We start from the raw sequence: 22,973 nt of genomic DNA on the forward strand, positions 1-22,973 counted from the left end.
TTGGTGGACCAGTTTGCCGCGGAATGAGTGGACTACTATGTGCGGAATATCCACTAATAAAGGCGCAACAAATAGCAGTGGGTTCTCTGCCCTTCCTGGCGGTATATTTAATTTTGATACTAAGACATTCAACTCTATTGGAAGTGTTGGCAACTGGTGGACTTCTTCAAAGGTCGATGATGATTGGAGTGCTTATCATCGTCACATGGAGAATAACTCTAGTGCTATTTATAAGGCAAATTGGGATAGGACAAGCGGTCTTTCAGTTCGTTGTGTAAAGGATGAATAAAACTAACGAAACGCTTACAAAGGCTTGCTATCAGAGGGGCAGCCGGGTTTTATGACAGTGCAGTTCTTTCATTTGCCTTTGGTGTATTAGGATAGGAAGCGGTTTCGATTCGCCCCACCGAATAGCAAGCCTCGACCGTTAGCGGTAATTAATGAAAGACCCTTCGAAAAATAGCAGAATAATATGAGTTTAATATCTATTGATAAATCGAATGTGATATTTCACGACAAACTATCTGAAATGCCAATCATGCAACTTAAGACCGAGATAACAGATGATATACCAAATAATTATGACATTGCTATTTTGGATATTGATAAAGTGTTGAGTCATATCCATGACGGAAATTTTTACAAAAAATTTGTGATGGATGATAAAATGGTTGGATTGGTAAAATTTATAAGAGAATGTAATAAATTAATACCTCCAATTATCAGAAACATCACCAAAAACAATTGGACAATTATAGATGGACAACATCGGATTGGACTGTTTATACATATGGGTATAATGACTATTCCATTCCTCATTAGAAAAGACCAAATGAAATATATAGAAAACTTAAAACAAAACAACAATGGGAATACTTGATTTTCTTTTCAAAAAGAATCTTGCCAATTATGAATTAAAATATAAGGAGGCGGAGAGAAAATATTATAATCAACAGTACGAAGCTGCAATAATTGATTTAACAGCATTAGTTAATGAATATCCGCACTATCAATGCTATGGTTTAATGGGTAGTTGCTATTACGAATTAAATAAGTTTGACAAGGCATTGGCAAATTACAATAAGTCTATTGAGAAAGAAGCTTCCTACGAAAAAAACAGTATGGCTTATAGAAGAATTGAAGCCGTGCAAAAGAAATTATCAAAACAAAAAGAAATTGTTGACATCACGCCGAAAGAAGGAAAAAGCATTATTGATATTGACGGGAATTCATACAAAACTATAATTCTTGAAGAACAAACTTGGTTTGGAGAAAATTTGAATGTAACAAAGTTTAGAAATGGTGATGATATACCAGAAGCAATAACAACGAAAGAATGGGATACCGCAGGTAAAGAGGGAAAACCGGTTTGGTGTTATTATAATAACGATCTTGAAAATGGCAAAATCTATGGCATACTATATAATTGGTATGCGGTTAATGACCCAAGAGGGCTTGCACCAGAAGGAACCCATATACCATCTATTGAAGAATGGAACAGATTAGTTGAATTACTAGGGGTACATACAGGTAAATATATGAAAAGCTCTAATGGGTGGATTGAAAATGGTAATGGTACAAATAAAAGTATGCTAAACGTTTTACCAGGTGGCTACCGAATCCACAGATATATGAATCTTATAGAGGCGAAATGTCCTTTAACGGGTACAGAAGATTTTCTCTCAATTGGTGAACTTTGTTGTTTTTGGAGTGTTTCCAAACATAGCTATGAAGACTGTGTCTGGGAAGGTCTCTTAATTTATGATAGAGAATCAATAAGCCTTCAAGGAAATGATAAAAAACATGGAAACTATATAAGGTGTATTGTTGACTAAAAAAAATATAATTAATAACCGCTAACCTTGTATTTACGCCACAGCGTCATTTCTTAGAGATTGTTTAGATGTGATTATATTACTACCTATAATTAAAAAATGGAAGGATGGCACTAAAAATCATGCTATCTACTCTGATGGTAAAAGGAAATATACTGTCCTAACGGAGCCTGGCGATGCGTCCTATATGCCAACCAACATTACAATCTCGGAAGGATGAAAAAGATAATCAGGTTTGGCGTTGCCGCAGGCAGCATGGAAAATAAATAAATAAAAACAGCTAATCGAGGAAACTGCCGATGATCAGTTTCCTACAGTTGCACCTCGTAAAATTTGTTGGGGATATTACAGAAATCACTTCCTCGATTTCATATCGATTATTGAAGTTAAGGTCTATCCAAAAACTCATAGATAATTTGAATTTGCCAGACTTTTAATGCCTTTCGATTAAGTTTCAATTTCGCTTTTATTGGCTTGATCCAGTCGTATAGAGTGCTCCGGTGGACGCCGTATTCCTGAGCTATTTCAGACATCGATTTGACTTTACCCGGCATAGTTTTAAGAATTATAAAACAATGGGATCAATGCTTATTTGCAGAATCCGGCACATTCAAAAATTCACAGATTAGCTTAACCTGCCATGGGAGCAAGTAGAGGCGTTGTCTATTCAATTGGAGTTGGGGACGAATTGGTTTTATCCAAATCCTCAGAGTGTTCCGATGAACACCGTATTCATCAGCAATTTGCTGGAAGGTTTTAACAAGACCGGGCATAGGAGCGAGTTTTTTACAAAGTTAATGCGTCACAACACAGACTTAGCTCTTTCTGTTCCGTTTTCCACTTAATTCCATTATTTGCGTCATAGAAAAACAAAGCCCCGGCAAATTTCCGGGGCTTATTGGTCAATTGCTGTATTTCTCAAATAGCTTTTGCATGTCACTGCTTACCTTTTTGTCAAGAAGCCGGGCATATACTTTGGTCATATTAATAGAACTGTGTCCTAACATTTTCGAAACGCTTTCAATTGGAACATCATTATTAAGAGTAACCGTAGTGGCAAAAGTATGCCGTGCAATGTGCGTACTCAGGACTTTCGAAATTTCGCAAACATCTGCTATCTCTTTAAGGTAGCCATTGAGTCTTTGATTGGAGGAAACCGGCAACAGAACGTTTTTGGCAATACAATGGGGGTGATTGCTGTACTTATCTATGATCTGAGCCGCGATGGGCAATAATGGTATGTGGCTTGGGTTATCGGTCTTTGTGCGGTTAACATGTATCCACAGGTTCCCATCGTCACCTTTGACAAGGTTGTCCTGAGTGAGTTTTTTCAAATCAGAATATGCAAGTCCGGTCATACAGCCGACCAGAAAAATATCCCGAACCTGGCGCAATCTTTCGCAAGGGAAGTCCTTGTTTTGAATGGCGGCCAATTCTTCCTCAGTTAAAAAGCCCCGGTCAACTTTTCTCAGAGACATTTTATAGTTGACAAACGGATCTGCTTTAATCCAACCGCTTGCCAGTGCAATGCGGACAATCTTTTTAAAGTTCTTCACGTATTTAATTGAGGAATTGTGACCGCATTTGCGAACAGTCTTAAGATAGAACTCCATGCCGGTCAGAAATTCGTGATTGATTCCGCTCAGCGGTAGATCTTCCTTTTTGTATTTCCATTTGATGAATTCCTTCACATGCCGGAAAGTAACCTCATAGCGTTGTTTCGTTCCATTTGCGAAGTCCTTTCCAACGAGTTGTTTCACTTTATCATTATGTTCCTGAAAAATGGTCAGGATCGTTTTTTCGTCCGGGTTAATTCCAAGCCATTTGTTTTTTAGAGCCAGTGGCGATATTTCCTCACCATCCTCACGCATCTGCCGCATTAGTTCTCTTAGCTGATTCTTTACTTCGCTGATCTGGTCGTTCACATCCCGGGCTTCTTTGGTATTACCTTTAGCACCTCCGATTTCAGCTGACCACAATTCCGGATTGATTTTCCGTCCGATTGCAATTTCCACCGACTGTTTTCGGCTTGTCATGCGCAGATAAATAGGGACTTCTCCATTTTTTAACGCTTTGCTTTTTCTGATTATGAACAGCAAAGAAATCATTGTTCTTGTCATAAAATTACCTCCTGTTTGATTAAGTTAAAATTAAACTCATGAGGTCACCTGACAAAGCGCAAAAACGTGAAAAACAGGTAAAACGAAACAAAAACGTGACCTATTCCCATAAATCGCAATAGGTCACGATTTATCCCACGGAATAGGTGTCTTTTGTGCCGATTTATGCTTCATGGTGAAAAATGAAAAACCCCGAAAGTGTAGTATTTTCGGGGTTTTGCGTGATTTTGCGTTATACCGCTGGCGGAGAGAATGGGTGTGGGAAACACCTTCTGCGTCCCTTTATTATAGCAAGTTTCAGAACGACTGCACGATTTTGCAACCTAATTTGCAACCTCTAAAATTTGCCTCAATTTGTATTGAAATGAACTTCTTTACTTCACTCCAAAGATACAATAGATACAGGCATTTCCGACTAAAAGAGTGAAATATTTTTAGATATTTCTGAACATTATTTATCCAAAGCGAAATCCTTTTGTTTATCTAATCAGGGCAGATTGCCCTTTTCATTTTAAATATCAGCCCACGCCTGTTATTACCCTGGTTTTTATTAGAATACGTTGTATTACAAAATTTTATATTATTTTTTGCATAATAATAGAGTTGTAGCACAACATAACAATAGAGGTTTTACACAACATGTTTGAGGTGATGTTGTGGACGCGCCGCTCAAGTTGATCAGTCTGCACCGTTTTATTTTCCACCTCAATACCTTCATTACTAATATAACTGGTGGTCAAATTATTTCGGCATAAGGTGATCAATACGTCCGGCACCTCCAGCGATTCGCAAATTCAGCGACACAATTCCGATTATAGTATTTGAAACATGTTTGGTCGCCACAGTATTACAACATTAATAGATAAAGGTAATATGTAAATTGTGAAAGCAATAGATATAATTATGTAACGCGCTATGAGTGAAGTATACTCACCTTTGTATCGTGAAAATTCATTCACAAATAAATTTCAAGAAAATGAATTCAACAGAAATTAAAGGAAACTGGAACGAACAAAAAGGCAAACTCAAACAGAAATTTGCAACCTTAACCGATGATGATCTGATGTATGCCGAAGGCAAGAAAGATGAAATGCTAGGCAAGCTTCAAATCAAGCTTGGTAAAACCAAAGAGGAATTGCACAAAATTATTGGTGCCCTATAATGGTTTGCGTATTTCACAAGGTATTGCTTCTAATCGCGAGGCAATGCCTTGTGATTCACACAAGAATTAGACAAAAAGTTCTCACTTACCATTTATTGGCTTCAGAAAATATCAAGGTCTCGCAAGAGAGTACATATAGTAGCAACAATTTATAATAAGCAAAGTTATGAAAAAAGGAAAAGTAATCTTAAGTATTGCAGGTGCAGCTGTTTGTGGCGTTGCTGCATGCGCATTGTTAGGGGTTTTATTCGCACCCCAAAAGGGTTTGAAAACCCGAAAAAACATATCAAGAAAGAGCGAAGATTTAGCAGAAGAGTTAAAGGATAAGTTCAACGAATTTCTGGATTGCGTTTCTTGTAAATGCTCGGATGTTAAAAAGTCGGTTTCTGACTTTGTTGAACATGGAAAATAACGGATTTTTATAAAACGGAAATATTCTTAGGGTTAATAATACAACCCTATCTATCGCCTGTTGAATTCAATGCCCCGCTGAAAATATCGGGGCTTATTCGTTCGCAAAATCGGGCAATAATTTAATCCTATTTAAACGGATTTATGTTAAAGAGAATGAAATGAAAGTAAGACATTCTTTCATCTACAAAAATAGCTTAAGCTTAGTATTAATTACTTTAATGCTGGTCTTTTGGGCTGGTCAATTTATAGCTGGAATGAAAACAATGGATGAGGAAAGACACGAAAATGGATTTCCACCACTTTCTATAATTGAATATGCAAAGAGCGGTCATTTCATTCAGGCTACTTTTGAAAACTGGGAAAGTGAATTCTTACAGATGGCATTTTATGTTTTTCTTACAATTTATCTTAGACAAAAGGGTTCTTCAGAATCTAAAAGCCTTTACAAAAAGGAAGCAGTAGACAGAGCACCAAAGATACACCCCAAAGCACCATGGCCTGTAAAAAGAGGAGGACTATGGTTAAAGATATATAGCAATTCGCTTACTCTTGTTTTGATTATTTTATTCGTTTGCTCATTTTTTATGCATTTTTGGGGAAGTATGAAAAATTTTAATGAAGAGCAGTTTATGAAAAACTTGCCTTTGGCAACGGCTTCTCAATATTTTAGCAATTCACGGTTTTGGTTTGAGTCATTCCAAAACTGGCAGAGTGAATTCCTTGCAGTCGCAACTTTAGTTTTACTTTCTATTTGGCTTAGACAAAAAGGCTCTCCCGAATCTAAACCGGTTGATGCTGCTTATGGTGAGGATGCTGAATAGTTTTTTCAAATGATACCTTTAATCAGAATGAACTTATATACGGACATGCCTGGATACGCCGCTCAAGTTGATCAGTCTACGCCGTTTTATTTTGACCACCATTTGAAACTAATACGGACGCGCCGAATATCCCAATCATACAAATACGAATGATTTTACAATTGGTAGTACTAATTTACGTACCAACCAACCTGGTTATATAAGAAGTAATGAAAATAAAGATTTTGATAATAATAAACATTTTGAAACTTTTATAAATGATAATCAGTATAATAAAGCTATATTTGCACAATAAAGTGATTGACTTTATCATACAGTTTTAACTTTATCATGAGATAAATATGAAGCTATTGCAAAAATACATTTTGGAGATACTGGGCGTAGAACTCCAATACAAGCCTATAAAAAGGGATGAACTCGGAATGATGCCATACTTTATCGGAAAGATCTACAACCTTATGGAAGTGACCTTGCTAAACCAGTCTTTTATACTGGTTGAAAAGCCCAACCCTGAAGAGTTCAGTATTATGCAAACGGAAATACATTTTAAGATTATCAGGGAGGCTTTTAATAAAAAAGTGGTGCTGTTAGCAAGCGAAATGACATATTTGAACAGAAGGCGTCTGGTGGAGAAGGGAATAAACTTTATCGTCCCGGGCAAACAGCTTTTTCTTCCAGATTTCCTTATTGATCTGAGGGAAGACTTTAGCATGAACAAAAATGCTGCAAAAAAGGAAACCCTGCTTCCATCCGCCCAGTTTATTGTCTTATACAGAATTATACACCGGCGCGATAATCTCAGAATTGAGGAAATGTCTTTTAAAGAACTGGCACTAAAACTAAACTACACTCAGATGGCGATAACTTATGCTGCGGAAAACTTATTGAATCATGAGATTTGCACTATTGTCGGAGAAAAAGAAAAATACTTACGATTTAATCTTGGCATTTCCGAAATGTGGAACGATCTTGAACATCGTAAACTTTTCTTGAACCCCATAATAAAAACTGTCTATGTGGATCAGATAGTCGGAAATCCATTTTTACTTCTTTGTAACACTTCAGCTCTTCCCGAATATTCTGACATGAATCCAAGCAAGCAACATTTCAGGGCGATAGAAAAAAAACTGTTTTACACATTGCAACGAGATGGCGCTTTTGTCAATCTGAATAAATATGAAGGCAATATCTGCCTGGAGGTTTGGAAATACGATCCTCTTGCATTAGTAAGAGATGTGCCGAATGATAAGCCGGTAGTTGATCCCCTGTCATTATATCTAACATTAAAAGACATACCGGATGAAAGAACAGAAATGGCATTGGAAAAAATAATTGAAAATAACATATGGTAAGAGGAATAGAAAAATTCAGGGAATACTTTAAGGATTTCTCCGACAATTATGTGATAATTGGCGGCACTGCTTGTGATATAATAATTAGCGATGCCGAGTTAATACCCCGTGCTACAAAGGATATTGATATTATCCTGATTGTGGAAGCGCTAAATCCGGACTTTGTAAAACGCTTCTGGGAATTTATAAAGACAGCAAATTATGAGCGCCGGGAGGTTGGTGGCGAAGAACGGAAATATTATCGCTTTATTAAACCGGGAGATAAGGAGTTTCCGATGCAGATTGAATTATTCTCTCGCAGACCCGATGTGATTATTCTTGAAGAAGGCGCACACCTTACACCTATACCTGTGGATGACGATCTCTCCAGCCTGTCTGCTATTTTGCTGAGCAATGATTATTACAATTACATGATAGAGCATAGCACAATTGGAAACGGATTACACTTAGCAAATACAGAAGCCCTGATATGCCTGAAAGCTAAAGCCTGCCTGGAAATTGCTGAAAGAATTGCACAGGGAAAGAATGAAGATTCAAAACACTTGCGTAAACATAAAGCCGATGTGTTTCGCTTAGTGCTAATGCTTAAATCGGAAAGTGTTTTTGATTTGCCCGAAACCATTAAAAACCATATACAGGAATTTGTAAACGCAATTACAAATGATTTGCCTGATAAGGCAATTTTTAAAGAAATGGGTGTTGGTATTGCTGATCCTGCTGGATTATTGGAGCAACTGAAAAAGAACTTTAACTTAAAGTAATAGGACGCGCCGCTCAAGTTGATCAGTATACACCGTTTTATAATGACGGCCCTAATTTGATCATTACTATTATTAAATGGCTGTCAAATTATTTCAGCAGAACCTGGTCAATACGTCCGGCACCTCCAATTTGGTCCACAGTGGTGGATTGAAACTTTCCGAGTTATATATCTTTGTCCCAAATTATTGCTTACATGTCCAGCTTATACAATTCAAAACACCGCCTTGAGCTGCAATTTCATTTGATTTAACAGGAAATACCAAATTCCCAAACAGCTCTTTGAATCGCGCTACGGCATAATCGTCTTCAACATCATTTTCAAAAGTTGGCAGCAATATCGTATTCCCAATTCGTAAGTAGTTAATATAAAACCCGTAGGCGCTTGTATTATTTTTGTTTATATCCGGTAAGCACGGGACTGTCAGATATTTTAGCCCCGCATTATGTAATGCCATTCTAAGATGCAAGTCATATTCTCTATATTTCTTGTTCTCTGTTTTTGAATAGTCATTTATCAGAACCGTATCTTCCTTATAAAATCTTACAGCACCATCGGCATGTCCGGTAAAATCATAGGGCGCCACAGGAATAATAATAATTCTTTTTACTTGAAGCAACTTGCATATAATTTCAATCATTGATTCCGGAGCTATATCAGGATTCTCACTGAATATTCGTGCTGTAAGGATTGCCCAGTCATTCCCGGCGATTACATTGCCGCCATCCAAAATTATTTCAGTTCTTTCAGGTTTAATCTGCTTAAGAGGAAAGACAGCAAGTCCATCAGTCTTTTTATTCTTATATTTTTCAAATCGGAGGTATGTCGGATCATATTTGAATCCCACATAATCATTTTCATTTACCTGTACCGGCATGTAATCTCTTGCCCAAATATCTTTTGTGCCAACGAGTACCTCGGGGTAGATATTCGCAGCATCTAACGCTTTGACAAAATTTGAATAAAAACCGGGATAGGTTTTAGAGAGCTTGTCCGACAGGTACAGTTTGTTTGTTTTTTGGTCAGTTATCATGATTGTCAGTTATTAATTTCAATCTATTTTCCCAAATCTTCTTTATTGCCTCACCAACTGGCCGGAATTCATCCTCATTGAATTCATCAGTTTTTGCATTGTTGCACCAATAGCAGCATAGTTCTGTATTCAATTGTTCATATTTTCCGTTGGGATCTGTACGGTCAACCTCCATCGTCCGTCCCCTGCTGTATATCCGCTTTGTAATGATTTCGCCATGCTCTATCAAATGTTTTATCTGCGACTCCGATATCGTGCAATAATGACATCTCCTTATGTCCTCATCCTTTCCATATTTTAATCTGAACTTTTCAATCGGAAACAGTTCCTCAAAATAAACCGAGTGCATTTTTTTCAATTCATATATTATCTCAACATTGTTTCTTTCCCAATTTCGACAGATAGCATTATTTTTTCGTACCATTTTCATATTAGTGAAAGACTTCTTGAAACATGATTTCATTTCTTCTTTAACCTCAAAAGATATCAGACCAGGAATAATTTCAGGATTGTTTTCAATTACGAGATGATAGTACAATATAATGCGTATCGCTTCATTGAATGACCGGGCCTTAAGATCATCATACCGGGTGTTGGCAATTGAATACTGCAGGTGAGGCAACTTCGCATTTTCTATCCATTTCCTAATATATTCTATTGAATTTCCGCTTTTAATTATCCCCTCATTTTTTAATTTAGAAATTTTTTCGAACAGCACATCGGGATCTGCATTCGCAAGGTCATTGAGCGTTTCGATTCCAATACTAATTAGTATCTCTGCGGTCACTTGGCTAATTTCATTGACCTTCATTAAATTTTTACAAGCGTCATAGATATCTTCCATTAAAATTTCTCCTTATCGTTTTAACTTTTTTATCCTTTTCCTTGGTGGATTAATCTTGGGTTCCGCATATAAGACTGTCCTTAACGCTCTAAATGCACATTCGTCATCCACTTCAATGGGGATATCCCATATTATCCGACCATCTACCATAGGCAAATTCGATATAAAATTCAACAAGTTCTTTTCATTATCCATAAAATATAGATTTAATCGTTCCACCAAAGATGCTTCTCCCGTAGGTATTCAAACAGTAAATCAATTGTTTTATCAATTATTTCAACTGGAATAAAATAGTTATTCCGCGCCAAATAAGTGTGAACGCCACTGATAAAGTATCTCTTGTCAAAATGATTAGATTCTATCTGGAACCATGATTCCTTGAAGCCGGTTAGTATCCGGATAAAGTTTGTTTCCAAAAGATCGAAATCCTTTTTTTCGAACACATACTCATGAAGAGTAATAAAATCAGTACTTATCTCAATGTGCCGCATCTTGTACAATAGAAATGCCATTTGAAAAAGCAGATTATCTGAGAGGCCAGCCCTTGCCCTGCATTCGATATCCACAAATCCCATTTCCTGGAATTGCAGAAAAAGCATATAGGACTGTACCAGTGTTTCATGGCACTTGCCAAGTTTATCATTCAGCACTTCTTCTGAAATTCGCCTATCTATCGCTTCAAAGGCATTTTCCAGCTTCTCAGATTTTGGATGAATTGAAATAACTCTGAACTCCGCGATTGTGTTGGATTGCTCGTTAACATTGTTTTCTCTTTCGGCTTTCACAAGAATGTTATTGACCGACAATGTTTGACCGAAATCACGTTCGACATTGATCACAAATGGCGCCTGGTCATAATTAGAATTTAAATGTTGTTGAATTTTATCAATCACATAAAAACCTTTTGCACCAGCGTTTTTCAACAACTTCTTTACCATCCCGAAATCATCCATCAGTAATACGCTATGTAGCTCTTCATCTACAACATCATCATTCGCGGTTATTAAACTTTCTGAATGAGTAATATTAAATGTAAAAAAGGAATTTTTGCTAAACACTATCTCGTATATTTCAAAACCTTGAAAGATAATCGCTCCATCGTCTTGCCCTTTCAAAGCTGATAAGTATTCTATAATTGTATTTGCGACTATTTCATCAGGCATTTCTTTCAACTCTGCTATTTTCAATTGCAGCGTACTTTGATATAAGTACATACTCCCTGACCCAAGGCCAAAATGTGAGAGAATTTCATCCTCCAGATTGAATATTTCATCTGTTGGCATCTCCCCTGCCGCCTTTATCGTATCAAATTGCCTGTGATACTCAATGATCCTCCGTCTAATATTTTCCATTACAATATTGTTTTATCATGTACAGGAATATAAATTTCAGTCAACAACTCTGTGGATGCTATATCCTGAGGGGCATTCAAGTACTTTTCAATGATTGGCCGCTCACCAAGATCAAAAAGCGTATGTTCATCCCATCCATCGTAAATATTTGAATAAACAGCCTCCAACTCACTGTACGGACCGTTATGCCGGAACCTCTGATATCGCCCTCCGGGCAAATTGATTTCGCGCAAGTTCTTTCCAATATTTACTTTGGTATTCAGCAAAATACAGGCATCGTACCTGCAATAATCTTTTTTTGTGATAACAGTATCATCGTACAAGACTCCATAATAAGCTGCATTTTCTAAATTCCAGTTATTATTACGGATGATCAAATTAAGTTTTCCCCAGGCCACTTCAGGTTTACTGCCATTGTAATCTCCAGAATCGCGGACAGCCACCATTTTAATATCTTCAAGAATAATATCTTCACCGTTATGCGATGATTCCCTGCAATTTTTTCTTACTATTTTGATCTCCGCTAAGTATTCATGCGGATTCCCCTCCTTTAAACTGCAATAAGCCCTTTCAAAAGACTCATAATCGCGAAATCCGGCATCTTCATATATCAATTCAGGATCTTTCAGCGTGTATGCAATCAGGCGTTGTGCCTTTTCAACCTTCAATCTTGTCACAAACCCCGAAACACTTTCATGTTTATCAGATCTGAATCTCCGCAATAAATTCCGTTCTACCGTGCATGCATTATCCGCGATTTGTTTAACCGACAGGTTTCCGCCAACTTTCAACTGGCTCTCGATATAATCAATACTTTTCTGGAGAATATCCATTCGAATATCATGAGGAGTCTTGCTGCGTGCCATAATAAACTGTGTTTACATTACAAATATTCATTCAAACTCATGCTGATGTAAAGGCATAATCGGACATTTATTCAACTTTCAGCTTTTGTAAGTGCAATCAGCTAATCATTAAACTAAACTGAGCGCAAGATGAGAATTAAACTGCAATTCCATTTATAAAGATCGGACATAAATGCGGCAGAAATAAAAATCCCACCCCATTTTGATCAATTTTAAACTGGAAATTCAGTTCGCTCACTCAAATCTAACCTAATTTCACCTAAATTTTACCGGTTTTACCCCGTTTTTACTGATTTCTTACCTAAATCTAACTGTTTTTTAACCAGAAATAGGACTGATACATCAGCTCATGAAATATTTTTATGGTATTAATGGAAAATATTCTAAATGTTTGCTCGTGATTCAAAGAAAATAGCCTATTTCTTGACTAAATTTGGGGTACTGATTACAACACTTAAAAATAGCTCGTCATGAATTACAAATATCGCAGTGAATGTTTTAACGACCTCACAAAAAGTATTAATAAATTTTACGGAAGAAGCCCTAGCATTGAAGAAATTAGGTCAATCATTGAAGAAAAAAAAGCTGCCGCCAAGAATGAGTTACTTGAAAACATAAAATATGCCGGCCCTTATGAAAACGTCAGCAAACTTATTGAACACTGCAACGAACTTGTAAATTACGATTGCAAAGACCTTCCAAAATTACAATCGTTCTGTGACAATCATGCGAAAAACTTTAAAATAAATCCGCAGAGCCTTTTCAATAATGATAAAAGAGCTAAACCTAATCTCCTAATCAAAATATTATCCTCAAATCCTGATGGCTTTTCTGAACTTATCACCGGAACGTTGAAAAGAGAGCAAATCACCACTATTTATGAAAATTTTAAAAAATTCATTATTGTGCGCGAGATGTGTGAATTCAAAAATTTTCTTCATCAGCACCTTGAAATAGCAGAAGAAACCAACACGGCATTTGAGAAAGAGAATGCAGAAAAAAAACGGCGCGAACTTGAGGATTATATAAATGCCTGGAAAAATTGTACTGTGACTTTAACCGAATGGCAAAAATTCTGGAATGTATATTTTCGCAAACTCCCTGAATGGGATGCACTTACTGAAGAGGAAAAATTGAGAATCCGAAATCATCAACGTAATCTTTATACTCAATTTGTCGATGATCTCTATTCAAAAAGATTTGCAAAGAGCTTTGAACAAATTGGATCAACTGAAAAGAAACTGCTGATTGCTCGCCGGGATCTTGACCTTATCCAGAGCATGATTAAAGGGGAAATAGATTCAATTAAAAAAGAGAGGATAGATGCATTCTTCGGAGTTAGAGATTGGAAAAACATGACAATCCAGATGGATTGCATATTGCGCAATCAGCGTTATTCTGATGAAAAGTGCGATATCCATGGCAGCTATTCATTCGCTAATGCCGAAGCATTATTACGCTATAATGCTTTTCTTGAGTCCTTCATTGCCGAAAACCAAGTCTCGGATAAGCCCAATTCAATTTCAGAAACCATTTCTTCCGCAAACAATAAAATAAAAGTGAACCTCACCGTTCCCGAATTGGCTTTTCTATTCAGAGTATTATACGACAACGGCCTTATTGAGGTCAAGAATAAAACAGATTTATTCAAATCTATTGCAGAAGTCTTTCAAACAAAGAAAACCGATACTATCAGTTCCAACAGCGTTAAGAATAATTTTGACATGCCGGATTTCAAGGCTGTTGATTTTTGGTACGATAAATTGGTTCATTTAAGACAGACTACACAAAAATTTAAGGAAAAAAAATAACCCATTTTCCTTCATTTGCCTGCCTTTTGCCTGGGGTTGCACAACCCTTTGCAACTACCGTTGCGCTCTACATCAGGATACTTTTGCTTCATCTTTCAATGGCCAACGAAGATTAATTCATTTAGTGTTTAATCTCATAAATCAAAAGAAATGGAAGTAATAACAATTCAATCCGATGCATTTCGCGAACTTGTGACAAAACTTGATGAAATCCGCTCTCAAGTTGTACAACATCACAAACAAAATCCTCTTTCAGATATCTGGCTGGATATATCAGACACCTGTCGGCTTCTGAAAATATCCAAAAGAACGCTGCAAAACTACCGTGACAAGAAGGTATTAAGCTTCTCCCAGATTGGTGGTAAAATCTTTTTCAAGGCTTCCGACATTCAGTCGCTGATGGAAAAGCATTACCAATCGGCAGACACTTCAAGAAAGTAAGTCATGATGGTATCTGTTTTTTCAGACCTGAGTAATGTAAAAGAGAACCTGTTTCTGCCTTCCGTATTCGAACTGATACGGAACGGCAGTTACCGGGACGAGGTCCTGCACCTGCGGAAACTGATTGAGAACGGCAATAAGGACGAGTACGACCAGCAAAAAAAGAAGCTGCCGTCATTTACTCCCTGCGGAACGTTCAAAGGCAGTCGTACCCTCGATAATCTTGACGAATACAGTAATTGTGTTCATCTTGATTTCGACAAGCTCGATCATCAAGTTCTCGAATCTGTTTATCAGAAGATCGTTACAGAAAAAACCACCATTGCTTGTTTTCGCAGCCCCGGAGGTAACGGCCTCAAAGTATTCACAGAGGTCACCACAGGGCCGGAACATCACTCAGTGGCCTACAGACAGGTCAGGGAACATTATGAAAAGGTAACGGGTATTCAGGCGGATCCCAAATGCAAGGACATTCCCCGACTCTGTTTCTTCTCTTTCGATCCTGATTTGTATTACAATCATGAATACAAACCATTCCATGTAAATATCGAAATGGCCGTTTCAGCTCCAACGTCAGCGCCTCCGGCAGCAAAGGCCTTTCACAGGTCTTTTGAGGAATGTATTGCATTCACGGAGAAATTGGAAACGTATATTGACGGAAACAGGAATAACTTCATCTTTCTGCTGGCAAGAAATTGCAAAGGTGCAGGAATCGCGGAACAGGAAACTCATGACCTGATATCGGCACGTTATGACTTACCGAAGCAGGAAATAAGAACTATTGTCCGCAGTTCATATCGCCACAATGACTTGCAAACTGCAAACTTTGCAAACTTTGCAGTCTCAGAATTGACGAATAAGCAAGCTAACTGCCCTCCCCCAACGGATCAACCGGACATACCCGACCATCTTTCAGCTACGCCTATACTTCCCGGCGAACTCTTTGATCAACTCCCCGGCATTCTCAGAAACGGCGCGTCAGTCTTTGCCGTGTCGCGCGAACGGGATGTATTTCTTACGGCGGCGCTGTCAATACTCAGTGGCTGCATGCCCAACGTTCAGGGAGTTTACTCACAGGAAACAGTATACCCCCATTTGTTCTGCTTCGTCATTGCACCGGCAGCAAGCGGAAAGGGTGCATTGAAGTTCGCGAAAATGCTGGCAAATAAGTACCATGACGTAACCATCAGGGCAAGCAGGGAGGAACAGCAGCGGTACACTATTGAAATGGAACAGTATAAGATGGCTCAGCGCTCTAAGAAAAAGAATGAACCTCCCGACGAAATGCCTGAACAGCCGCCGTATAAAGTGGTGTACATTCCGGCTAATACAAGTTATGCAAAGATTATCTCTCATCTTGAACAGAATGACGGCCAGGGTATAATCTGTGAAACCGAGGCCGACACCATGGGAAATGTGTTTAAGCAGGATTGGGGTGGATATTCCGACATGCTGCGCAAAGCCTTCCACCACGAGAGCATTTCAAGTTCACGCAAAGCCAACAATGAGTATGTACAGGTGGATGCGCCACGTTTGGCTGTTGCCCTATCAGGAACACCAAGTCAGGTCACCGGCCTTATCTCCTCTTCCGAAGATGGACTGTTCAGCCGATTTATCTTCTACACCTTCCGCGTGCCGCAAGTATGGAAAGACGTTTCCCCTGATGCCGGCACTCTGAACCTTACTGAATACTTCAACGGACTTTCCGCTGAAGTATTTGACATGGTCGAGTTTTTAAAAACATCACCGACAGAAATAAAACTGAGTGCAAGTCAGTGGCAAACACTGAACACCAATTTTACAGGACATCTTACCGAAACCGTACTCTTTACCGGTGGGGATGCAGGTAGTGTTGTCAAACGGCTTGGGCTGATCCTCTACCGCATTGCCATGATCCTGACCACCCTTCGCAAATTCGAAAATGGCGACTACTCAACAACGCTCTGCTGTTCTGATGCTGATTTCAACACTGCATCAACTTTAGTCCAAACCTACTTGCAGCATAGCATACTCATGTTTCACAACCTGCCTAAGCAAAAAGAAAGCGATGTGTTTCGCTCGGGCGATAACAAACGTCAGTTCTTTGAAGCGCTTCCAAAAGACTTCGCCCGAGCCGAAGCAATTGAACTCGGCAAGACTTATAAACTCTCTGAGCGAAGTGTCGGTTACTTTCTAAAAGACTTGCTCGGCAAGTATCTTACCCAGCCGATATACGGCTCTTATTCAAAAATCATATAGTACAAATTACTTTGCAGACTGCAAACTTTGCAAGGTTTGCAGTCTGCAATTATTTTTTCTGTCACCTATTCTATTCAATAGCAGCATTTGAGCAACAAAGACTAACCGGCCAAATGGACAACAATCCTAACATCGCCAAATGAAAAGAGTGGATGTTTCTGTAACTACTGAGAGGTGAATAAATGAGAATTAAAAGGAATTTTGCATTTTTCACTTGGTCGTTGAGCTTCGGGCGTTTTACTGCCGGTCATTGAGCGAAAGATCATATTATCCGCCCACCGGCGGATTCACTTTTTCATGTTTTCATTTTTTCATCTTCCACAGGTAAGTTGGTGAGGGAAAAATTAGTTTTGGAGTAAAAAATAATAAAAGAAGAAATGACTCCTTAGCAATCTGTCAATTATTATTCCTATCATGTAATATAGACCGATTAAATATATATTTTAGCATAATTATTATTATCCTCATTGTTTATTTCAGAAATAAATAAATGATTTTATCAGCGTAGAATCTACAACTTTAGAAGTTGCTATTTTTTGAATAATTATCGATTATTATAATTAAAAAATACTGCAGATGGCTCCTCTGAATAGCTTCATTGAAGAAGAATTACAAAAAAGAAAATCGGACTATTGCTCTTCCCCCGCATATATTTTAGAACATTTCAATATTGAACGACAGAACATTGAAGCATACAATGGGAGGCAATTGCTCGAAATGTTGCAAAATGCAGATGATGCTTGTGAAAATGCAAAAAATAAAAAAGTTCTAATTAGATTGTCAGACAACATCCTTACTATTGCAAATAATGGGGAACCATTTAATGAAGATGGATTTCGTTCAATAATCTATAGTAACCTAAGTTCGAAAACCCTACAACAAAATAAAATTGGACAAAAGGGTTTAGGATTTCGTTCAATCCTAAGTTGGGCGGATGAAGTTATTATTAATAGTGGTGGAACTACAATAGGTTTTTCAAAAGCAATAGCTAAGAGATTTTTGGAAAATCTAATTTCTGAATCAGAAAATATTTCTAACTTTTTAAAAAACAAAAGCAAAGTTAAATACCCTATCGCAACTCTTCGCGTACCAGAGTTGAAAAGTGAAAAGAACATTAAAATTGATGACTATGACACTACCATAACAATCAAATTAAACGAAAAAATTATTGATGAAGTTCAATTACAAATTTTTTCAATCATAAATAAGGAAACTCTCATTTTCCTTAATCATATTGAGGAAATAGAAATTGATAGCCCTGAAAGTAAGATTATTTTTAAAAAGTCGTTCCCTAATTCCACAAAAGAAATTGTAACTGTTGAAAGCAAAAACCTTCTTAGTGGGTGTGCTGAAAATAAAACCTGGCATATCAAAAGCAGGAGCGGAGTCCATAAGGATAAGAATTATGAACTTGAAATTGCTTGGAACGATGAATTCTCTGACACAGAAAATGTACTTTTTAGCTATTTTAAAACGGAAGTTCGTTTTCCATTTCCTGCACTTCTACATGGGACTTTTGAATTGTCACAGGATAGAAATCAATTATTGAATGACACTGAAGGGCACAATGAGTACTTGACAGGCGAACTCGCTGAGTTGCTAATTGAAACTGCAATATGGATAGCCTCAGAGAGCCTCAATTCAAGTTATTTGCCTCTTAAACTTTTAAACATTGATTTTGATAAAATTGATAGTGTTTTACATAAATTCAATTTCAAAGAAACACTTTTCGCCAAAATTAAATCAAGCACTATTTTTCCAAATGTGAATAATCGGTATTTTTCATATAGTTTAAAACCGGTTTTTTATAACAGCCCGATTGCGAGCATTGCTTTTGGTGATGATGTCGAAAATTTAATGCCTGAATGTTCAGATGAGTCTATAATTGAATTTTTAAATTCATTCCCGCTTTACAGTTATTCAATAACAGAATTTTCATTAATTATTGCAAAAAGGATCAATAAAATAAGCAACAAAGAATTGGCAAAACTATTTTTCTACTTTGTTGCTTGTGATTCAAATAAAAAAGAACTCAGATCAAATACGTTCGAATTATCTGATTTGCAGGAATGCCTTATTGATTCTAATAATAATCCAATAAAGTGGAATTCCAATATATTTATTCATCCAAATGACAGTAGAGAGTTTCAGCTTCCAGAGTTTATAAACATCAGATTTTTGAATACTGAATTTACGAATTCACTTTTACAGGAATTGAACACTGATAATATTGAAACGCTTTTAGCCTTTCTTGGTCCATTCGGTATTAAAAAATATTCCTTCATCGAAATAGCCGAAACTTTAATTCGGGAATATAATTCTAAAGTTACAATATCAAACGCCGATGTTCTAGAACTCCACACATATTTATTTAAGCTTTTTAAAAATGAAATTAAGACTTCCAATCCCCCAGCATTATCATCTGAAATATCTGCCCTTGTTTTAACAGAGAAGAAGAAAAGAAGAAAATCTAACGAAGTATATTTTGGCAAATACTATGGCAATAAGATTACTGCACAACTATACAATTATGATAGAACGAAATTGCTCGCAGCCCCTATAGATTTCGGTTTGGAAATAGAAGAAGAAAACCAAATTCAAAAGTATTTTTGTTGGTTAGGTGTTGAATATCTCCCAAAAAAAATTCACTGTTCCGCAGATAAAGAATTTGCAGAATTTGCGATGAAGAATTACGATTATAGAATAAAAAGATTTGACAACTATTTTAATAATTATAAAAATTATCTTGACTTTAAAAATGAATTATTCTCTTATAGTAAAATTTATGTACAATCGATTGATGGCATTGAGCAGATACTTGAATCTAATCAAAGTGAGACTATATTAGCTTGGCTCTCCTTAGACAAAGAATTATTGAGCGGTCTAGAGAATAACTTTGAACCCGAGAAGAGCGTTATTGCATTCTGGCTTTATAATGCTAGAATTGAAAGGGATATACACGAAAAGCAGATTGTTAATTATCTAAAATGGTTGATATCCGGATCCGCTTGGCTTAAAACAAAGAGTGGAAAAATAAAAGCTCCAAAAATATGCACCACTTCAGCTACAATTACTGAAGAATTTAGTCCCCTTATAGAAAAGCCCGAAATTGATTATGATGCGTCAATTTTTAAAAATTACAACATAAATTCAGATAAAGTTGATTACCTATTAAATATAATCGGGGTAAACAAAACCATATCAACTTTCGAAACAAAAACATTATATTCGATATTAAATAATCTCAATGAAATAGACACTTCCGGCCACAAAGCAAAGACGTTGTATAGGGAATTGGCTGTGAATTTTGATGATCGGAATTTGGATATTAATGATTCTGAATATAAAATTTTTCAACTTGAAGGAAAAGTATTTTGTAAAAAAAATGGAGTGTTTGGTTATCAACCCAACTCCTCTGTATTTTATGTTGACAATAAAAGGTATGGTGAAAGCATTATAAATCAATTCTACACAATTGAAATAGAAAGACGAAGGAGTCAAGATAAAATACTGAAGATTTTTGGGACAAAACCTTTAAAAGGCCTAAAACTCACACTAGCGGGGGCTCCTATTTTTCATTGTTTAAGCTCCAAATTTGAACAGGAAATAGAGTCTTTCAAAGCATATGTTTATGTGTTTAGGCAAGAGCTTGACACGACGGGGAAAGAAAAGAATCTAATTAAGGATATTAAGTTTAAACTAGTGACAGATCTAAGTGTATTTCTTGAACGAGAGCAAGAAAAAGCAGAATTTAGTTTATCTGTTTATGAATATCTATACTTACAAAAAGCAAAAACTATTTATATTAAGACCCCGGATTTCATAACTGATGAGCGCAGATTAAAGGAGGATGTTAGTTTTTGCTCAACGATTGCTGAAGCATTTTCTGCTTTGATTGATGTTGACGCACAAAGACAACAGATAAGAGAACTATTTTCAAAATCGGTCTCGGGAAGAGATGATATAATTAGGGCAGAATTAGACGATGAAAATCTAGAAAAACTAATCCAAGCTAAAGAAATATTGGGAATTGTAAACGATCCTAAAATTCATTTCTGGCATTCTTTTCTCAAATGTTTCCCAGTAAAAAACATTCGTAAAGACAGCCTTACGGATAACAGTTTACATGAAGAACTCATAAAGTTGTTTCCGGAATATCATGAAATAATTACCTGTGTTTTTAATCAAATTAATTATGATGACTACAATGAGGAGTCGTCATTACGATTAATCGTTCAATTACTTAACGCCACTAATTTAACCTTAAATACTTTAAACAAATTCGCATATCCCTCACTTAATATTAGTGAATTGTATGATTTGGATTTTAAAAGAATAAAGGAAATTAAAAGGCCAGAGTTCAAAAACGTTTTGTATTCATTGTGCAACAATTCAAAAGAAGATAAAAAAGAGTTTTTGAATCTGCTAAATCGTTATGATATTTTAGTGGGGGTTTTCATAAATGAAATCAACTATGATGTCGAAAAAGATCTGCATGATCAATTGTTAAAACAATTTGAAATAGAATTAAATGATACGCCAGATATAAATTTCATACAAATCTACCAGTCAAATAAAAATGCATATGAATCAAAATCAATTGATTTAAAGATTTCAAAAGAATTGGCGAACCAATTTATAAATGAACGGCCTGATTTAGAAAGCCTTTTGTACTTTGAAAATTCAATCCAGGTTCTTTTGGATGAATTAGTGGACTGGATTGGTAAAACAAGTCCGCAAGAACTTACGGGACCTAATAGCATGGCGAAAAGAAAAATAACTCTTGGTGTTTCTTCTTTTCTTTTTGATAACCTTTCCGATCTTTATAGTCAATTAGAATCAGAAAATATTTTCAACACCAGTCTTTCAAAGATAAAAATTAAAAAAAATGACGATGTTGTTTCGGATCCAACGAAAATAAAACGGCCCCCAATAAAACCGCCCAGAAAACCGAGGCAAATAAACGAAGATATTGGATTTGTTGGGGAATGGCTCGTCTACAAACATTTGCTAAATTCTATAAAAAACCATGAAAGTGTGAAATGGGTTTCTGAATTTTCAAAACAAGCAGGTATCAATACAGATGGTAAAGATGGGCAAGGTTATGACCTCGAATACATTCCTAATGATGCAAAGTACCCAAGATATGCAGAAGTCAAAGTTGTAGGAAAAGAAAATGCGTTTCATATTTCATCAAACGAAATTGCCCAAGGAGAAAAATTACGAAAGCACTACGAAATATTTTTGGTCAGAAATATTGATAAGCCTGAAATTACAACTATTGAAATAATACAAGGCCCGTTTGATTATAAAGGAAGACACAGTTTCACGGACAATGAATTATTCTCTGTAGTCAATGATAGTTTCATTATTAGATTTGAAAAGGATGCCGAATAGCATATCCATTGATTGCCACATAGAAAAGTCCTGGATATTATTCCTTCTGATTAATTTCTTTCAATACATGCTTAAATTGCACATCCCAAAGTATTAAAATTAACTCAGACATCATGACAAAAAGAAATAAAATTAGCAAGACAACGGTCAATGCAATTATTATTGGAATTATTCTGGTATTATCATTTTCATTAATGTATGCCTTCAAATCAGATTTTCCTTATGCTCTTGCAAGTGGTGCAATTGGTGCCATATTGACTATTGCAGTTACAATGCTTTTGCTAAATAAGCAATCCGAAACAGAAGAAAGTAAAGAAAAAAATAGTAAGATTTTTGAGAAAAAACTCGATGTCTATCACGAATTTATTAGATCCTTAGAAACGATAATCCAGGACAGGAAAATAACAATAGGCGAAGACGGTGAAAAGGATGAGCTTGCTAGCTTACTATTTCAGTTGGCGCAGGTTCGCATGCATGGAAAAAACGCTCTAAATATCCAGTGTGCGCCGGTTCAAATTGACCACCTC

The 22,973-nt window shown here is 36.5% G+C and carries 18 protein-coding genes; 13 read left to right on the plus strand and 5 right to left on the minus strand.

The features are described 5' to 3' along the window. The 3 genes from WCM76_14715 to WCM76_14725 all read left to right on the plus strand — a co-directional run. On the plus strand, positions 1-289 hold a 289-nt coding region (locus tag WCM76_14715; protein ID MEI6766879.1), incomplete at its 5' end, for an FISUMP domain-containing protein. Between the two features lie 183 nt (positions 290-472). Beyond that, complete coding sequence (locus WCM76_14720) at positions 473-880, plus strand: ParB N-terminal domain-containing protein (GenBank protein ID MEI6766880.1); 408 nt, start codon at positions 473-475, stop codon at positions 878-880. Beyond that, the gene (locus WCM76_14725; GenBank protein MEI6766881.1) at positions 867-1,835 is read left to right on the plus strand and encodes an FISUMP domain-containing protein; all 969 of its coding nucleotides are present in this window, start codon (positions 867-869) and stop codon (positions 1,833-1,835) included. Before WCM76_14720 ends, WCM76_14725 begins: the two co-directional genes overlap by 14 nt. 902 nt (positions 1,836-2,737) lie before the next feature. On the opposite strand, the gene WCM76_14730 is transcribed toward WCM76_14725, so the two are convergent. After that, positions 2,738-3,955 (minus strand): site-specific integrase, encoded by a 1,218-nt coding sequence (locus WCM76_14730; GenBank protein MEI6766882.1) that lies wholly within the window; start codon positions 3,953-3,955, stop codon positions 2,738-2,740. A gap of 976 nt (positions 3,956-4,931) precedes the next feature. Between WCM76_14730 and WCM76_14735 the strand changes: the two genes are divergently transcribed. The 5 genes from WCM76_14735 (at position 4,932) to WCM76_14755 (ending at position 8,465) form a co-directional block, all read left to right on the plus strand. Next, complete coding sequence (locus WCM76_14735; GenBank protein ID MEI6766883.1) at positions 4,932-5,117, plus strand: CsbD family protein; 186 nt, start codon at positions 4,932-4,934, stop codon at positions 5,115-5,117. A 166-nt stretch (positions 5,118-5,283) separates the two neighbouring features. Then, complete coding sequence (locus tag WCM76_14740; protein MEI6766884.1) at positions 5,284-5,529, plus strand: YtxH domain-containing protein; 246 nt, start codon at positions 5,284-5,286, stop codon at positions 5,527-5,529. Between the two features lie 160 nt (positions 5,530-5,689). Continuing rightward, on the plus strand, positions 5,690-6,352 hold the full coding sequence (locus WCM76_14745) for a DUF6766 family protein (GenBank protein MEI6766885.1): 663 nt from the start codon (positions 5,690-5,692) through the stop codon (positions 6,350-6,352). 350 nt (positions 6,353-6,702) lie between these two features. Next, a complete protein-coding gene (locus WCM76_14750) occupies positions 6,703-7,704 on the plus strand; it encodes a MarR family transcriptional regulator (protein ID MEI6766886.1) in 1,002 nt (333 codons plus the stop codon). Then, the gene (locus tag WCM76_14755) at positions 7,698-8,465 is read left to right on the plus strand and encodes a hypothetical protein (GenBank protein ID MEI6766887.1); all 768 of its coding nucleotides are present in this window, start codon (positions 7,698-7,700) and stop codon (positions 8,463-8,465) included. Before WCM76_14750 ends, WCM76_14755 begins: the two co-directional genes overlap by 7 nt. 183 nt (positions 8,466-8,648) lie before the next feature. On the opposite strand, the gene WCM76_14760 is transcribed toward WCM76_14755, so the two are convergent. From WCM76_14760 to WCM76_14775, 4 genes are all read right to left on the minus strand, one after another. Beyond that, positions 8,649-9,497: an agmatine deiminase family protein gene (locus WCM76_14760; GenBank protein MEI6766888.1), complete on the minus strand. Its 849-nt coding sequence runs from the start codon at positions 9,495-9,497 to the stop codon at positions 8,649-8,651. Further along, positions 9,487-10,341: a DUF4332 domain-containing protein gene (locus WCM76_14765; protein MEI6766889.1), complete on the minus strand. Its 855-nt coding sequence runs from the start codon at positions 10,339-10,341 to the stop codon at positions 9,487-9,489. The genes WCM76_14760 and WCM76_14765 overlap by 11 nt, the downstream gene beginning before the upstream one ends. Positions 10,342-10,547: 206 nt before the next feature. Next, a complete protein-coding gene (locus WCM76_14770) occupies positions 10,548-11,693 on the minus strand; it encodes a hypothetical protein (protein MEI6766890.1) in 1,146 nt (381 codons plus the stop codon). Beyond that, complete coding sequence (locus tag WCM76_14775; protein ID MEI6766891.1) at positions 11,693-12,559, minus strand: AraC family transcriptional regulator; 867 nt, start codon at positions 12,557-12,559, stop codon at positions 11,693-11,695. Before WCM76_14775 ends, WCM76_14770 begins: the two co-directional genes overlap by 1 nt. A 470-nt stretch (positions 12,560-13,029) precedes the next feature. On the opposite strand from WCM76_14775, the gene WCM76_14780 reads away from it, so the two are divergent. The 5 genes from WCM76_14780 to WCM76_14800 form a co-directional block, all read left to right on the plus strand. Further along, positions 13,030-14,370 carry a hypothetical protein gene (locus WCM76_14780; GenBank protein ID MEI6766892.1) on the plus strand — a complete coding sequence of 447 codons (1,341 nt, stop codon included), beginning with the start codon at positions 13,030-13,032 and terminating at the stop codon, positions 14,368-14,370. 150 nt (positions 14,371-14,520) lie between these two features. Then, positions 14,521-14,811 carry a helix-turn-helix domain-containing protein gene (locus WCM76_14785; protein ID MEI6766893.1) on the plus strand — a complete coding sequence of 97 codons (291 nt, stop codon included), beginning with the start codon at positions 14,521-14,523 and terminating at the stop codon, positions 14,809-14,811. Between the two features lie 3 nt (positions 14,812-14,814). Further along, positions 14,815-17,049, plus strand: coding sequence for a DUF3987 domain-containing protein (locus WCM76_14790; protein MEI6766894.1), 2,235 nt, complete (start codon positions 14,815-14,817; stop codon positions 17,047-17,049). Positions 17,050-17,625: 576 nt separating this feature from the next. Further along, a complete protein-coding gene (locus WCM76_14795; protein ID MEI6766895.1) occupies positions 17,626-22,446 on the plus strand; it encodes a DUF3883 domain-containing protein in 4,821 nt (1,606 codons plus the stop codon). 113 nt (positions 22,447-22,559) lie between these two features. Further along, positions 22,560-22,973, plus strand: a 414-nt coding sequence (locus tag WCM76_14800; GenBank protein MEI6766896.1) for a hypothetical protein, incomplete at its 3' end; no start/stop codon positions are given.

The sequence above is a fragment of the Bacteroidota bacterium genome (assembly GCA_037133915.1).
Classification (GTDB): Bacteria; Bacteroidota; Bacteroidia; order Bacteroidales; family CAIWKO01; genus JBAXND01.